Genomic DNA, 13,839 nt, shown 5'->3' on the forward strand with positions numbered 1-13,839 from the left:
TGGGCTGGGCCGGTGTGGGGTCACCGGCCTGATGGTTCGTTTGCTTGCGCAGGGGCCTTCGCGGTTGGCCTGGGTGGCTGCCTTCCGCGCTTGCCCTGCGCAGTTGCGTTGCTCGTTTGCCTTGCTTGTTTGCCTTGTTACTGCGCTTTGGTCGGTCGTTCTGGTCGGTCGTTTCGCTGGAGTTACAGATTCAGTTCAACCCTTGAGTGCGGCCGCGCCCGCCTTGGCCACCTGCGCGTCCTGGTCCGCCTTGACGCCGGACACACCCACCGTACCGATCACCTGGCCGTCGACGATCACCGGCACGCCGCCTTCGAGCGAGCCCGACAGCGGCGCGCTCAGAAACGCAGTGCGGCCGCCGTTGATCATGTCTTCGTACACCTTGGATTCGCGCCGGCCGAGGGCCGCGGTGCGGGCCTTTTCAACGGCGATATAGGCGCCGACCGGAGCACAGCCGTCGAGTCGCAACAGGCCGAGCAGATGGCCGCCGTCGTCGGCGACCGCAATCGTTACGGCCCACTGGTTCTTCTCGGCCTCGGCTCGCGCGGCGGCGAGAATCTGCGTGACTTCGGCAACGCCCAACACATGTTTCGTCAGCATAATGAATTCCCTGTCTAGGTGATGGTAAGGATCCTTCTACATCTATTCGTCCCAATCCTGCGGCGCGCCCTCATGAGGCGCGCGGTTTGCGTATGGGGTGAGCCGTGCGCGCCGCCGGTCGAGGCGTCGCGGCTACGCTGTGCTTCGGGATTTTACGTCCAAGCGCCGCAGGGCGTGTCGGAACCCGGCGCCGGCGCATCGAGAGCACGGGCGCGCTTGCCGCCCGAGGTCCGTAACGCTGCGTAACCGGAGACTGGCAATGGCAACTGACCAGACAGCACGCCTGCCATATTTTTATGTCAAGCTTTTCACATTCGAATCCGATTGAAAGGTTCTCATCATGTCCCGTCCGTCCCGCGTAGCCTCAACGGCGAGCACCGCGCTGCCGTCGGTCCATACGGCCTATAGCCTGACGCTGCGGGTGCTGCACTGGCTCACCGCGTTGTGCATGTTCGTCGTGATTCCGCTCGCCTGGTACATGACCAGCCTCGATCGCCACGACCCGATGCGGGGCAATTGGATCAACCTGCACAAATCGATTGGCCTGACCGTCCTGCTGCTGACGCTGATCCGCGTGGTCACCCGCCTGTCGGGCAACGCGCCGCCATTGCCGGCTTCGATCCCGGCGTTCGAGCAAACCCTCGCGCATATCGGCCACGGCCTGCTCTACGTGATCCTCTTTGCAATGCCGATTAGCGGATACATCAACTCCTATGGCGGCGGCCATCCGGTCAACTGGTTCTGGCTGTTCCAGGTGCCGGGCGTGGTGCCGCAGGACAAGGCGCTCGGCCATCTCGGCGGGCAGATTCATGCGCTGCTCGCGTGGGCCACTTACGCGCTGATTGCCGGGCATGTGCTGGCGGTGATCTACCATCAGTTGATCGAGCGCGTGGACATTCTCGGGCGTATGACGGGGCGGGCAGCCAGGCGCTGATTTATGCCCAGTTGGGCGCGCGTGCGCGGCGGCTATTACAATCGGCCTCTACACGATCAAATAACGCGCCCCCCATCATGCCAGCCGTCAGCGGTCTTTATGTCTATCCGATCAAGTCGTGCGCCGGTATCGCGCTAAACGAGGCGCGGCTGTTGCCCTCGGGCCTCGAATACGATCGCAACTGGCTGGTGTGTACCCCCAGCGGACAGATGCTGACGCAGCGCAGCCACGGACGTCTTGCGCTGATTCAGGTGGCGTTGGGCGAGAGCGAACTGATCGTCTCCGCGCGAGGCATGCCTGAGTTGCGAACGCCGCTCGCAGCCGAGGCGCTCGAACAGCCCGAACGGTTTGATGTCACCGTCTGGCGAGACACCACGCCCGCGTTCGACACCGGCCCGCAAACGGCGGCCTGGTTCAGCGCTTTCCTCGGCGAACCTGTACGGCTCGCGCGCTTCGATCCGGCCGTGCAGCGCGCGGTGGACCCGGACTGGACGGGAGACATGCAGGCCATCACGCATTTTGCGGACGGCTTTCCCTTGCTGGTCATCGGCGAGGGGTCGCTGGCCGATCTGAACCGCCGTCTTGCCGGTAAAGGCGCGCCGCCGATCCCGATGAACCGCTTCAGACCGAATCTGGTGTTCAACGGTCTCGATGCCTATGAAGAAGACTTCGTGGACAGCCTCACGATCTGGACGGGGGAGGGTGCGGTGCAGGTTCGACTCGTCAAGCCGTGCGCGCGCTGCCCGATGCCCACGATCGATCAGGCGAGCGGAGTACCCGATCCGCTCTGGCCAAACGAGCCACTCGACACGATGAGCGCCTATCGCGCCAATGCGCGGCTCGATGGCGCGCTGACGTTCGGTCAGAATGGGATCGTTTCGACGGGATTCGGGGCGGTGCTGGCGCTTGGCCAGCAGATCGATGCCGAGCTGGCGTTTGACGATTAGGTAGCTAACGTTCGCCGATCAGGATAGTACGGCAGCGGTGCAGCTCTGATGGAGTGTTTCGCGGGACTTTTCCCCGGCGAACCTTAGGAATCCTGCCGTGTTCAACCGAGGCGCAACAGAAAACCAAAAATCTCGAGGGTAATGGCGAGCGCCACGATGGTGACCGGCAATGTCAGAACAATGACCCAGATCATCCGCGACGATCCCGGGGCGCGCCCGGATGGTTTGACCTTGTTCGCTGCTTCGCTTTCGCGTTCAGTCATGACTGGGCGTCCGTTGGTTGATGGGCTGGGGTCAATTATGCATCGCATCCAGGATTGCCGCTGTCTGATTGCAAACGATGCGAGCTTAAGTTCCCTTTAAGATGGGACGCATAAAGTAGTGATGTATGCGGCGTCGCACGAACCGGTCGTTTCATGCACCGCGCAGTCTCCGAGAGTTACGTCCAGTTGCCCCTTGGCTTTGCAGGGGGTGACCTTTGCAGGCCCGGTCCATAGCCGGGCCTTTCTTTTTTTGTGGGCGTGTCGAGCGCCATCCGTCGCATCGGCGATGCGGATGGCGGCCACGCAGCTAGCAGCTGCATGAATCAGGATCAATGACTGATCGACTCGAGCGATAGCCCGCGCGTCGACGGCCCGAGCAGGATCATCACAATGCCGACCAGCATCGAAACGCCGATGAAAGCCGCTACGCCCGCTACCCCATATCCATGCAACAGAATGCCGATTGCGAGTCCCGCAAAGGCAGCGGAGATCCGGCTCCACGAATAGACAAAGCCGATTGCCCGGGCCCGGATCCGCGTGGGAAAAAGTTCGGCCTGATAGCCGTGATACGCGTACGACATGATGTTCGCCGCGAGCGTGAACAGCACGCCCAGCACGATCAGCAGCCATGGTTCGGAGGCCTGGGAAAACACGGCGATCACCACCGCCATCGTAATCAGGCCGCCGCAGATCTGCGTCTTGCGCTCGAACTTGTCGGCAAACCACACGCCCAGCAGCGGCCCGAACGGATTGGCGATGGCAATCACGAATGCATAGCCAAGGCTCGCAGTCACATGAATGCCGCGATGGATGAGGAGGGTCGGCACCCAGGCGGCGAAACCATAGAAGCCGACTACCTGGGCCATGTTGAAGATCGACAGGAGCAGGGTACGTCGACGGTATTGCGGCCCGAAAATCTCCCCATATGAGCCCGTACCAGCCTGCTCGGGCGCGACCGGTTGCGGCGGCGGCAAGACCACACCTTTCTCTGCGGCGACACGACGTTCGATATCTGCGACGATGCGCTCGGCTTCCTCAATGCGTCCATGGCGCGCGAGCCAGCGCGGGCTTTCGGGAATCTTGCGACGCAGGATCCACACGATCACGGCGCCGACAGAGCCGATCAGGATCACCACGCGCCAGTATTCGAGGCCAAGCGGCTGGGTGCCTTTGAGCGCGTAGGCGAGAAAGGCGACCACCGGCACGACCGAGAACGTAATGAACTGGTTGACCGCATAGGCCCGGCCGCGCTCGCCACCGGGGATCAGTTCGGAGATGTAGGTGTCGATGGTGACCAGTTCGACGCCGATGCCGATGCCCGAAATCAGGCGCCAGATATCGAGCGCGAAGCCGGACGTCTGGAAAGCCATGATCACCGTGCAGACCATGTACCAGATCAGCGACCAGGTGAATACGACGCGTCGCCCGAAACGGTCCGCCACGAAGCCGAACGCCACGGTGCCGATCCACAGGCCGGCGAAGGTGGCAAACACGAAAGTCCCGAACCCGGCCACCGCGAGCGGCTGCAGTGCCGCGAAAAATCCCAGCGATTCGGGTTTGAACAGTCCGGACTCGACCATGCCGGGGGCCACATAACCGGTGAAGAACAGGTCGTAGAACTCAAAGACGCCGCCGAGTGAAATCAGGATCACCATGGTCCAGACGCTACGCGAAGGGGGTAACCGGTCAAACCGGGCGGCGATTTCCGCCGCCTGCTGTGTGGACATGAGCGCCTCTTGTTCTAAAGGTTTTGTAAGGTTGACGGCTGAGCGGGTGATGGCTCGCGGCAATTTCGCACGGCGCGGCGTGCGGGCGCAATGCGTGCGAATACGGAGCGAGATGGGTCGGTTGGTTTTGCAAACCGAGCCGCGTAGGTGAAACGATAATGACTCGGTAAATATTCAGACTGAGGCCTGACTGACTCTTTATTGGCCTCTATAATCATCCAATATCGATGCATTAGCGCGTCAAAGGAGTATCGAATCCCAATGACCCAACAGCCCCCTCACGACCCCGCGATTGCCCCTTCAGACGTCGGCGAAGAAGAGAAAGCGCAGCTCCAGTGCTATCGCAGCGGCGCCGCCGCGCGTCTCGCACGCATGCCCGTCACAACGCTGCGGATCTGGGAGCGGCGCTATGGCGTGGTCGCGCCGCCCAAAAGCGCTTCGGGGCAACGCCTCTATTCGTCGCAGGATGTGCAGCGGCTGATCCTGCTGAAGAAATTGGTGGAACGCGGTCACGCGATCGGCTCGATCGCGCGGCTCGAACTCGATCAACTGGATCGCCTCGCGCTGACGTATGCGGAAGCGGCGTTCCCGCCTGGTCCGCTGGATGATGTCGCGGAGTCGACGCTCACGATCGTCGGCACCTCGCTCGCACGCCGTTTGCGCAGTGATCTGCCGGAGTTGCGTTCCGCCAGCCAGCCACGCCTCACCGTGTTCGACGACATCAAGGACGCTCAGGCGCGTCCGCTGAAAACGGATGCGCTGGTGATTCATGTCGCGTCGCTGCACGACGAACTCGTGCAAGCCGTGCTTGGGCTCGGCGAAACGTGTCATGCCAAGGTGCTCGCTGTCGTCTACGCATTCGGTACCGAGCACAGCGTGAATACGCTGCGCTATGCGGGCGTGCGGGTGTATCGCGAGCCGCTTGAGAAGCTGCAGGCACGGCAGATTCTGCGCGACCTGTCACCGCAGACGCAGCCACGCGATGCTGTTGAAGCCTACGCACGTACGCCGCGTCGCTACTCCGACGACGCGCTTGCATCGATCGCCGGGCGCTCGACTACCATCGCGTGCGAGTGCCCGCGCCATCTTGCCGGCCTGATCCAGCAGTTGTCGTCGTTCGAGCAGTACAGCGACGATTGCATGTCGCGCACGCCGGCCGATGCGGCGCTGCATCGCTATCTGGGGGAGGTGGCGAATCGCGCCCGGGCGATGTTCGAGCTGGCGCTCGAGCGGGTGGCGCGGGAGGAGCGGTGGGCGCCGGAGGAGGGTGGTTGAGCGAAGAATGCAGCTTTGCCCGGCACCGATTCCATTTCAAAGTCCACTCACTTCGGATAGCTGACAATCCGTTAGCCAATTCCCGATTCGGTCATCATCGTCCGACGCTGCCGGCGTTCGCCAGTCCCTCCGCCCGCTTTAGCGGCACCATCACCCCAGCGCGCGTATGATCGATACCTACCGTACCCAACATCCCAGTCATCGTTTGCGGAGGAACCTATCGTATGAGCGCGCCTGAAGAAGTCGTATTCCTGCTCGACGTCGACAATACCTTGTTAAACAACGATCAGGTCGTGGCGGATTTACGCGAGCACCTGACCGAACAGTTCGGAACCACGAGCAGCGACCGCTACTGGGAAATCTTCGAAACCTTGCGCAGCGAGCTCGGTTACGCCGATTACCTCGGGGCCTTGCAACGCTACCGGCTGGAACGTCAATGCGACACGCGGCTGATGTTGATGTCGTCGTTCCTGATCGATTACCCGTTCGCCACCCGCCTGTTCCCGGACGCACTTGCGGCAATCGAGAATATGGCCAAGCGTGGGCCTACCGTGATCCTGTCCGATGGCGACGTCGTGTTCCAGCCCCGTAAGATCAAGCAGTCGGGGCTGTGGGATGCGGTGGAGGGGCGGGTGCTGATCTACATCCACAAGGAACGGATGCTCGACGAAGTCGTGCAACGGTATCCGGCAAAGCGCTACGTGATGGTGGACGACAAACTGCGCATCCTCGCCGCCATGAAGCAGATCTGGAAAGAACGGCTGACGACAGTCTTTCCCCGCCAGGGGCACTACGCGCTCGATCCGGCCAATATTGCCGCTTATCCCCCGGCTGACGTAACAGTCGAACATGTCGGAGAACTGGCCACGATGGACCTCAGCGTGCTCTGAAGGCCGGTTGCCATGGCGATACGCACGCACCGTCACCGCTTTGTCATCTGGTTGGCATAACGACCACGCACTATAGGAGAGTGCGGAGGCGGCTATGGGTTGGCCGACCATCCGCGGGCGGCTGATCCACTCGGCCGCCCCACGACAACCATGCAAAAGAAGGCGGCGAACGTTAACACGCTGCCCCTGTCAGATTCGGAGACTGAATGAAGGCGAGCTGCTGCCGTACCTACGGCGGCGGCAACTGCGGGACCCTAACCATGGAGCGACCCGATGGCCGAGATCAATACCCTTTCCCCCTCGACTTCCCCCGTGCTGGACGACGAGACGTTGCGCAAGATGGACCGCTACTGGCGTGCCTGCAACTACCTCGCAGCGGGGATGATCTACCTGCGCGCCAATCCGCTGCTGCGCGAGCCGCTCAAAGCCGAACACATCAAACGCCGCCTGCTGGGCCACTGGGGTTCCGATCCCGGGCAGAGTTTCCTGCTGGTGCATCTGAACCGCCTGATCAAAAAGCTCGACCTCAACGTCATCTATATCGCCGGCCCCGGGCATGGCGCGCCGGCTACCTTGGCGAGCAGCTATCTCGAGGGCCGCTACTCGGAAATCTACCCCGACCGCAGTGAAGACGAAGCCGGCATGCAGCGCTTTTTCCGGCAGTTTTCGTTTCCCGGCGGGATCGGTTCGCATTGCACACCGGAGACGCCCGGCTCGATCCACGAGGGCGGTGAACTCGGTTACAGCCTCTCGCATGGTTATGGCGCGGCCTTCGACAATCCCGATCTGATCGTCGCCGTGATGGTGGGCGACGGCGAGGCGGAAACCGGACCGCTCGCGACCTCCTGGCATTCGAACAAATTCCTCAACCCGATCCGCGACGGTGCGGTGTTGCCGGTCCTGCATCTGAACGGCTACAAGATCGCCAATCCGACGATCCTCGCCCGCATTCCACATGAGGAACTGGAAGCGTTGCTAACAGGCTACGGACACAAGCCGTATTTCGTCGAAGGCGACGAACCGGAGTCGATGCATCAGAAGATGGCGGCCACGCTCGAGCATTGCATCGGCGAAATCCGTGCGATCCAGCAGCAGGCGCGCTCGAGTGGCAGCGCCGTGCGGCCGCGCTGGCCGATGATCGTGTTGCGCTCGCCGAAGGGCTGGACTGGCCCGAAGGAAGTGGACGGCCATAAGGTCGAAGGGTCGTGGCGCGCGCACCAGGTGCCGATTCTCGATCCGGCGACCAACGATGCGAGTCTCAAACTGGTCGAGAGCTGGATGAAGCGCTACCGTCCGGAAGAACTCTTCGACGAAAAGGGCAAGCTCGTCGCCGAACTGCGCGACATGGCGCCGAGCGGCACGCGCCGCATCAGCGCCAATCCGCACGCCAACGGCGGCTTGCTGTGCAAGGCACTCGACATGCCGGACTTCCGCGAATTCGCCGTCGAGGTCAAGACGCCCGGCGCGGAGTACGTGCCGCCTACCGAGGTGCTCGGCAAATTTCTCGGCGAAGTCATGCGCCGCAATATGAGCGACTTCCGCGTATTCGGCCCTGACGAGACTGCCAGTAACCGGCTGACCGCAATCTACGAAGTGTCGGAGAAAACCTGGCTCGCCAAAACCGAACCCAGCGATGCGGATGGCGGCGAGCTTTCGGTGGATGGCCGCGTCATGGAAATGCTTAGCGAGCACACGCTCGAAGGCTGGTTCGAAGGTTACGTGCTGACCGGCCGGCATGGGCTCTTTGCCACCTACGAAGCGTTCGTGCACGTGATCGATTCGATGTTCAACCAGCACGCCAAGTGGCTCGAAAAGTCGAAGCTCGAGTTGAGATGGCGGCAGCCGGTGCCGTCCATCAACCTGCTGATCACGTCGCTGGTCTGGCGTCAGGATCACAACGGTTTTACGCATCAGGACCCGGGTTTTCTCGACGTGGTCACCAACAAGAGTCCGAATGTGGTGCGCATCTACATGCCGCCTGACGCCAACTGTCTGCTGAGCGTGGCCGACCATTGTCTGCGCTCGCGCGATTACGTCAACGTGATCGTCGCCGATAAACAGCCGCATCTGCAGTACCTCAGCATGGACGACGCCGTCACGCACTGTACGAAGGGCATCGGCATCTGGGGTTGGGCCTCCACCGATCACGGCGCCGAGCCGGACGTGGTGATGGCCTGTGCAGGCGACATCCCGACCATGGAATCGCTCGCGGCCGTGGAGATTCTGAAGGAGAAGTTTCCGACGCTGAAGATCCGCTTCGTCAACGTGGTCGATCTGTTCAGGCTGATGCCCGACACCGAGCATCCGCATGGTTTGTCGGACCGCGACTTCGATTCGCTGTTCACGGCCAACAAGCCGGTGATCTTCAACTTCCATTCGTATTCGTCGCTGATCCACAAGCTCACATATCGCCGCACCAATCACGAGAACCTGCACGTGCATGGCTATCACGAGAAAGGCAACATCAACACGCCGCTGGAACTCGCGATCATCAACCAGGTGGACCGCTTCTCGCTCGCAATCGACGTGATCGATCGGGTGCCAGGTCTGCGCGGCGTCGGCGATCATGTGAAGGAGTGGCTGCGCGGTCAGATCATCGAGCATGTCGCGTATGCGCATACCGAGGGTATCGACTGCGAGGAGATCCGCAACTGGACATGGAAGGGCTAAGACGATGCCGGATACTACTGCGAAAAGCGAACCGACCATCCTGGTTCTGAATAGCGGCTCGTCGTCGCTCAAGTTTGGTCTGTTCAAGGCGGTTCACGCTGCCGGCGGCTCGCAGGCCGATCAGGATGACGAAACGTTATTGCTCGAAGGCAGCGCGGAGGGAATTGGCCGAGCGGACGGCAGCCTGAAGATAAAGACAGCCGACGGCACCGTGCTGCTGCAGAAAGACCAGGTGCTGGAGTCGCAAACCGATGCTCTGCAGAGTCTCGCCAGCGTGCTGGCGGACCATGGACATACGCGGCCGGTGGCAGTCGGCCACCGCGTGGTGCATGGCGGCCCGCATCTGCGCGAGCATCAGCTTCTCACACCGGAAGTCAGGCAGCGTCTGCAGGAGGCGGTGCATTTCGCGCCGCTGCATATCCCGCCCGCGCTTGCCTTGATCGATCAGGCGCAGAAGATTTTCGGCGATGCGGCGCATTACGCCTGTTTCGACACCGCGTTCCATCGCACCATGCCGCGCGTGGGTACGCAGCTTGCGTTGCCGCGCCGCTATGCGCAGGCCGGCGTGATTCACTACGGCTTTCACGGTTTGTCGTACGAATCGCTGGTGCGGCGTCTCGGCGCCGATCTGCCTTCGCGGGCGGTGTTTGCGCACCTGGGGAACGGTTCGAGCGTGTGCGCGTTGCGGGATGGGCGCTCTGTGGATACCTCGATGGGCATGACGCCAACCGGCGGCATGCCGATGGGCACGCGTAGCGGCGATCTCGACCCTGGGGTGCTGCTATACCTGATGCGCACCGAGCATCTCGATGCGGACAAACTCGAAACGCTGCTGACACGCCAGAGCGGTCTCGCCGGTTTTACCGACGGCGAGGGCGATATGCAGGCGCTGGAGAAACGCAGCGCCGCGGGCGATGAGGACGCAGAGCTGGCGGTCGAAGTGTTCGCGACGGCGGTGCGTAAATATGTCGGTGCCTACGCGACGTTGCTGGGCGGGATCGATCTGCTGGTGTTTGCGGGCGGCATTGGCGAGCACAGTGCGGAAGTGCGGCGCCGTGTCTGTAACGGGTTGGAATTTCTCGGGTTGAATGCAGACGATCCTGCGGGGAGGGTGCGCGTTCTTCACACCGAGGAGGAGCGGCAGATCGCCCGCCATTGCCGGACGTTGATGCAACACGAGAGGCGTTAGCCGCCGCGGCGCCCGCCGCCGCTCTTGTTGCTTTTGCCGCTTTTCGCAAGCCTGGGCCCGTTGTTAACGGTCTTGTCACCGCTCGCCACCGTGATCTGGTCGGATACCCCTGTCACGCCGAACAGGCGGGTCACATCTTCCAAAGCGGCTGAACGCTGCTCGTCCCGGTCAACCTGACCCAGCAGCGTCACGTGCCCGCGTTCGATCTTTACCTTGAACATGTCCTTTGGCAACCACGCGTCCCACGCGAGGCGCCTGAGCACTTCCACAGCGAGCTGGTCATCGTGCTGTATTTCGGAGTCCACACCGCGAATCTCGATGGCGACAACCACCGCTTTGACACCCTCCACACGCAACGCAGCGCTTTCGGCCGCCTGCTTTTGCCCGGCGTGTTCGACGTAGCCCAGCAGGGTCACGACGCCGGCATCCACCGCGACGGCGGCTCGTCCCGCAGGCACATCCGCCGCGTTTAGCTCGAGCAGCACGGCGCGCTGCAACGCGTCGTCGTTCGAAAGGGCTCGTTTCATGGGACCTCGATCTCCTTGTCCGGCGTCGCCCTGCGTGGGGCGAAAGTGCGACAACCGGGTCTGTTTTCTCATTATGCGTTGTTCCCGCGAGCGGCGTCTTGCTCGTAGCCGCTACCTGCGGCACAGCGCTTGCTCGAACACAGCAAGCGCTGCGGCCCCTGAACGGCCGCGCCGACACATCGACGCGGCCAGGGAGGCCCTCATGTTAGATACCCGTATGCGTGCCGCGGATCACGAGGCGAAGCGGCGTGCCCAAAACGCTGTGTATGACGAAGATCCGGTCGCGGCCCATCGTCAGGACTCTGTAAAAACTGCCGGCGCGGCGCTCGAAGATTTCCTGACTCATGCACGCTTCGACTCAGCGGATCCCGCCGCACTAGGCGTCATCCTGACGCAAATGATCGCAGCCGGTCATGACCGTTTGCCGTTGCCGGGCAGCGGCCACACGCTGGCCCGCTGGCGTGCGTTAGCGGCAGTCGCAGCGCGCGATCTCGGTCTCGTCAAACTGTTCGAAGGGCATACCGACGCCCTCGCGATCCTCGCCGAACTCGAGGCGCCTGCCGCGCCCCCCGGAAGCAGTTGGGGCGTATGGGCAGCCGAGGCGCCCGGCGCCCGCTTGACCGCTACGCCGCTTGCAAACGGCCAATTGCAGCTGGATGGCGTCAAGGCATGGTGCTCAGGCGCACGTGCGCTCAGCCATGCCCTGGTGACCGCATGGTTGGGCGACGAGCCGGTGCTGGCCGCCGTCGCGCTAACCCAACCGTCCGTTTCGATCTCTTCAGACCACTGGCAAGCCGTCGGCATGCGCGCGACCGAAAGCGGCGATGTCCGCTTCGAGCAAACCCGCGCCATTCAGATCGGCACGCCGCGCGACTACGTCAACCGCGCTGGCTTCTGGCAGGGCGGCGCGGGTATCGCGGCGTGCTGGTACGGCGCCGCCGCAGGCATCGCTCACATGACGGCCGACGCCGTGGCGGCTCGCCCCGATGCCCATCGTCTCGCGCACATGGGAGCGGTCGATGTCGCGCTGGCCGGTGCTGCGGCGGTGTTGCGCGCCACTGCCGCGCAGATCGACGCTCGCCCGCGCGCTGACGTCCAGATTGCGGCGTTACGCGCACGCCTGATTGTCGAGGCGGCGGCCACCACGGTCATGACCCACGCGGGCCGCGCGCTCGGCGCCGCGCCGCTATGCCGCAACGAGCGCTTTGCCCGCGCCATGGCCGACCTGCCGGTTTTCCTCAGACAGAGCCACGCCGAGCGCGATCTGGCCGCGCTCGGCGAGCGCGTGCTGTCGGAGCGAGCAGGCGGGATTGGCAATGCCGATTGCCGCGGAGACAGCGGCGCATGGTCGCTCTAGACAGCCCGCTCAAGTCGCTTCAGAAAATGGCGGGACAAACAGGATTGACGATTGATACAGAGCTGGCGCAACGAGCCAGCCCCTGAGCTTTAAAACAAGGTGTCCGAAATGATTTCATCAGGCTGCTACTTCGACTCACTCTATGAAGCCTGCGACGACCCGTGGGGCTTTCGCAACCGCTGGTACGAGCGCCGCAAACGTCTGCTGACGATGGCGCTGCTGCCACGCGAGCGTTATCGGCGCGTCTTCGAGCCGGGTTGCGCAAACGGCGAGCTCTCGGCGCAGCTTGCTGCCCGTTGCGACAGTCTGCTCGCGACCGATCTCAACGAAACCGCGGTGCGCCTCGCAAGCGAGCGCCTCGAGGCGCTGCCACACGTGCTGGTCGAGCGCGGCAGCGTGCCCGACGACTGGCCGGCCGGCAGATTCGACCTGATCGTCATCAGCGAGCTCGCCTATTACCTGAGCTCGCCAGAACTGGAGCGGCTAGCCGAATGCATCAAGGCGGCACTCACGCCGGACGGCACCTTGCTGGCTTGCCATTGGCGCCGCCCCTTCGATGCGGCTCCACAATCGGCGGCATCCGTGCATGCGTTGCTCGATGCGCGCTGCGGACTCACACGGCTCGCGCGTCACGAAGACGCCGACATGCTGCTCGACGTCTGGTCGCGCGACCCGCGCTCGGTGGCCGAACAGGAGGGGCTGGCATGATCGGCATCGTGATCCCTGCCCATAACGAGGAGGCGTGGCTCGCGCGCTGCCTCGCGTCGATTCTCGAAGCAGCGCGCGATCCCGCACTGGGCGGCGAAGTGGTGCGAACGATTGTGGTGCTCGACGATTGCACCGATCGTTCCGCCGAGATCGCCACGTGTTGCGGCGTGGAGACGCTCGCGTTGCAGGCGCGCAATGTCGGCATCGCGCGAGGCGCCGGTGCACAGCGCCTGCTCGCGGCGGGCGCGCGCTGGCTCGCGTTCACCGATGCCGACAGCCGCGTTGCGCCCGATTGGCTGGCGGCGCAGCTGTCGCTCGCTGCGGACGCCGTGTGCGGGTCGATCTGCGTCGACGACTGGGCGGCGCATCCACAGCAGGTGCGCGACTACTTCCGCCAGACCTACGTCGACGCGGACGGCCATCGTCATGTGCATGGCGCCAACCTTGGCGTATCTGCGCAGGCGTATCGTCGGGCAGGCGGTTTCGCGCCGCTCGCCTGCAGCGAAGATGTGGCGCTGGTGGAGCAGTTGCAGGCGAGCGGGGCATGCATCGCGTGGAGCGCGGCGCCGCGGGTCGTGACGAGTGCGCGGCGCGCAAGCCGGGCGCGCGGCGGCTTCGGCGATACGCTGTCCGCATGGGGCGTCAAGCTGGCCGAGCCGTTGTACGGCTATGAAAATTGTCCGACTGCCGCGGCGGAGCCCTTGCCGCCGACGCTGTGCATGGAACCGTGCGAACTGGAGGAGGTTATTGAA

At 63.2% G+C, this 13,839-nt stretch carries 12 protein-coding genes and 1 pseudogene; 9 read left to right on the forward strand and 4 right to left on the reverse strand.

The genetic code is table 11. The features are described from left to right. Positions 1-195: 195 nt before the first annotated feature. Positions 196-600, reverse strand: coding sequence for a heme-binding protein (locus P3T24_RS22505; protein WP_074264627.1), 405 nt, complete (start codon positions 598-600; stop codon positions 196-198). A 340-nt stretch (positions 601-940) separates the two neighbouring features. Here P3T24_RS22505 and P3T24_RS22510 point away from each other — a divergent pair, with 340 nt between their 5' ends. Together P3T24_RS22510 and P3T24_RS22515 are read left to right on the forward strand one after the other, a co-directional pair. Further along, the gene (locus P3T24_RS22510; RefSeq protein WP_429437935.1) at positions 941-1,534 is read left to right on the forward strand and encodes a cytochrome b; all 594 of its coding nucleotides are present in this window, start codon (positions 941-943) and stop codon (positions 1,532-1,534) included. A gap of 77 nt (positions 1,535-1,611) precedes the next feature. After that, on the forward strand, positions 1,612-2,481 hold the full coding sequence (locus tag P3T24_RS22515; protein WP_429437937.1) for an MOSC domain-containing protein: 870 nt from the start codon (positions 1,612-1,614) through the stop codon (positions 2,479-2,481). Positions 2,482-2,582: 101 nt separating this feature from the next. Here P3T24_RS22515 and P3T24_RS22520 read toward each other — a convergent pair whose 3' ends face one another. Both P3T24_RS22520 and P3T24_RS22525 read right to left on the reverse strand, forming a co-directional pair. Further along, complete coding sequence (locus tag P3T24_RS22520) at positions 2,583-2,744, reverse strand: hypothetical protein (protein WP_429437939.1); 162 nt, start codon at positions 2,742-2,744, stop codon at positions 2,583-2,585. A gap of 329 nt (positions 2,745-3,073) precedes the next feature. Next, entirely contained in the window at positions 3,074-4,471 is a 1,398-nt protein-coding gene (locus tag P3T24_RS22525) for an MFS transporter (RefSeq protein ID WP_429437941.1), read from the reverse strand. 261 nt (positions 4,472-4,732) lie between these two features. On the opposite strand from P3T24_RS22525, the gene P3T24_RS22530 reads away from it, so the two are divergent. The 4 genes from P3T24_RS22530 (at position 4,733) to P3T24_RS22545 (ending at position 10,495) form a co-directional block, all read left to right on the forward strand. Beyond that, positions 4,733-5,746 (forward strand): MerR family transcriptional regulator, encoded by a 1,014-nt coding sequence (locus P3T24_RS22530; protein ID WP_429437944.1) that lies wholly within the window; start codon positions 4,733-4,735, stop codon positions 5,744-5,746. 224 nt (positions 5,747-5,970) lie between these two features. After that, positions 5,971-6,636, forward strand: a complete 666-nt coding sequence (locus P3T24_RS22535; RefSeq protein WP_074264624.1) for an HAD family hydrolase — start codon at positions 5,971-5,973, stop codon at positions 6,634-6,636. A gap of 273 nt (positions 6,637-6,909) precedes the next feature. Next, a complete protein-coding gene (locus P3T24_RS22540; RefSeq protein WP_429437947.1) occupies positions 6,910-9,306 on the forward strand; it encodes a phosphoketolase family protein in 2,397 nt (798 codons plus the stop codon). Between the two features lie 4 nt (positions 9,307-9,310). Further along, positions 9,311-10,495 (forward strand): acetate/propionate family kinase, encoded by a 1,185-nt coding sequence (locus P3T24_RS22545; RefSeq protein WP_429437949.1) that lies wholly within the window; start codon positions 9,311-9,313, stop codon positions 10,493-10,495. Here P3T24_RS22545 and P3T24_RS22550 read toward each other — a convergent pair. Further along, a complete protein-coding gene (locus tag P3T24_RS22550) occupies positions 10,492-11,022 on the reverse strand; it encodes a BON domain-containing protein (protein WP_429437951.1) in 531 nt (176 codons plus the stop codon). The genes P3T24_RS22545 and P3T24_RS22550 overlap by 4 nt on opposite strands. 202 nt (positions 11,023-11,224) lie before the next feature. Between P3T24_RS22550 and P3T24_RS22555 the strand changes: the two genes are divergently transcribed. The 3 genes and pseudogenes from P3T24_RS22555 to P3T24_RS22565 form a co-directional block, all read left to right on the forward strand. Further along, positions 11,225-12,379 (forward strand): acyl-CoA dehydrogenase, encoded by a 1,155-nt coding sequence (locus tag P3T24_RS22555; protein ID WP_429437953.1) that lies wholly within the window; start codon positions 11,225-11,227, stop codon positions 12,377-12,379. 108 nt (positions 12,380-12,487) lie between these two features. Further along, positions 12,488-13,087, forward strand: coding sequence for a class I SAM-dependent methyltransferase (locus P3T24_RS22560; RefSeq protein WP_429405117.1), 600 nt, complete (start codon positions 12,488-12,490; stop codon positions 13,085-13,087). Then, positions 13,084-13,731: pseudogene (locus tag P3T24_RS22565) on the forward strand (glycosyltransferase); the annotation flags it as partial. The gene P3T24_RS22560 and the pseudogene P3T24_RS22565, both read left to right, overlap by 4 nt. Positions 13,732-13,839 lie beyond the last annotated feature (108 nt).

This window comes from Paraburkholderia sp. GAS33 (assembly GCF_050436645.1).
Lineage (GTDB): Bacteria > Pseudomonadota > Gammaproteobacteria > Burkholderiales > Burkholderiaceae > Paraburkholderia > Paraburkholderia phenazinium_B.

Excerpts from the sequence above, each read along its gene's own strand:
- P3T24_RS22505 (WP_074264627.1), bottom strand. The coding sequence starts at position 600 with ATGCTGACGAAACATGTGTTGGGCGTTGCCGAAGTCACGCAGATTCTC.
- P3T24_RS22510 (WP_429437935.1), top strand. The coding sequence starts at position 941 with ATGTCCCGTCCGTCCCGCGTAGCCTCAACGGCGAGCACCGCGCTGCCG.
- P3T24_RS22515 (WP_429437937.1), top strand. The coding sequence starts at position 1,612 with ATGCCAGCCGTCAGCGGTCTTTATGTCTATCCGATCAAGTCGTGCGCC.
- P3T24_RS22520 (WP_429437939.1), bottom strand. The coding sequence starts at position 2,744 with ATGACTGAACGCGAAAGCGAAGCAGCGAACAAGGTCAAACCATCCGGG.
- P3T24_RS22525 (WP_429437941.1), bottom strand. The coding sequence starts at position 4,471 with ATGTCCACACAGCAGGCGGCGGAAATCGCCGCCCGGTTTGACCGGTTA.
- P3T24_RS22530 (WP_429437944.1), top strand. The coding sequence starts at position 4,733 with ATGACCCAACAGCCCCCTCACGACCCCGCGATTGCCCCTTCAGACGTC.
- P3T24_RS22535 (WP_074264624.1), top strand. The coding sequence starts at position 5,971 with ATGAGCGCGCCTGAAGAAGTCGTATTCCTGCTCGACGTCGACAATACC.
- P3T24_RS22540 (WP_429437947.1), top strand. The coding sequence starts at position 6,910 with ATGGCCGAGATCAATACCCTTTCCCCCTCGACTTCCCCCGTGCTGGAC.
- P3T24_RS22545 (WP_429437949.1), top strand. The coding sequence starts at position 9,311 with ATGCCGGATACTACTGCGAAAAGCGAACCGACCATCCTGGTTCTGAAT.
- P3T24_RS22550 (WP_429437951.1), bottom strand. The coding sequence starts at position 11,022 with ATGAAACGAGCCCTTTCGAACGACGACGCGTTGCAGCGCGCCGTGCTG.
- P3T24_RS22555 (WP_429437953.1), top strand. The coding sequence starts at position 11,225 with ATGTTAGATACCCGTATGCGTGCCGCGGATCACGAGGCGAAGCGGCGT.
- P3T24_RS22560 (WP_429405117.1), top strand. The coding sequence starts at position 12,488 with ATGATTTCATCAGGCTGCTACTTCGACTCACTCTATGAAGCCTGCGAC.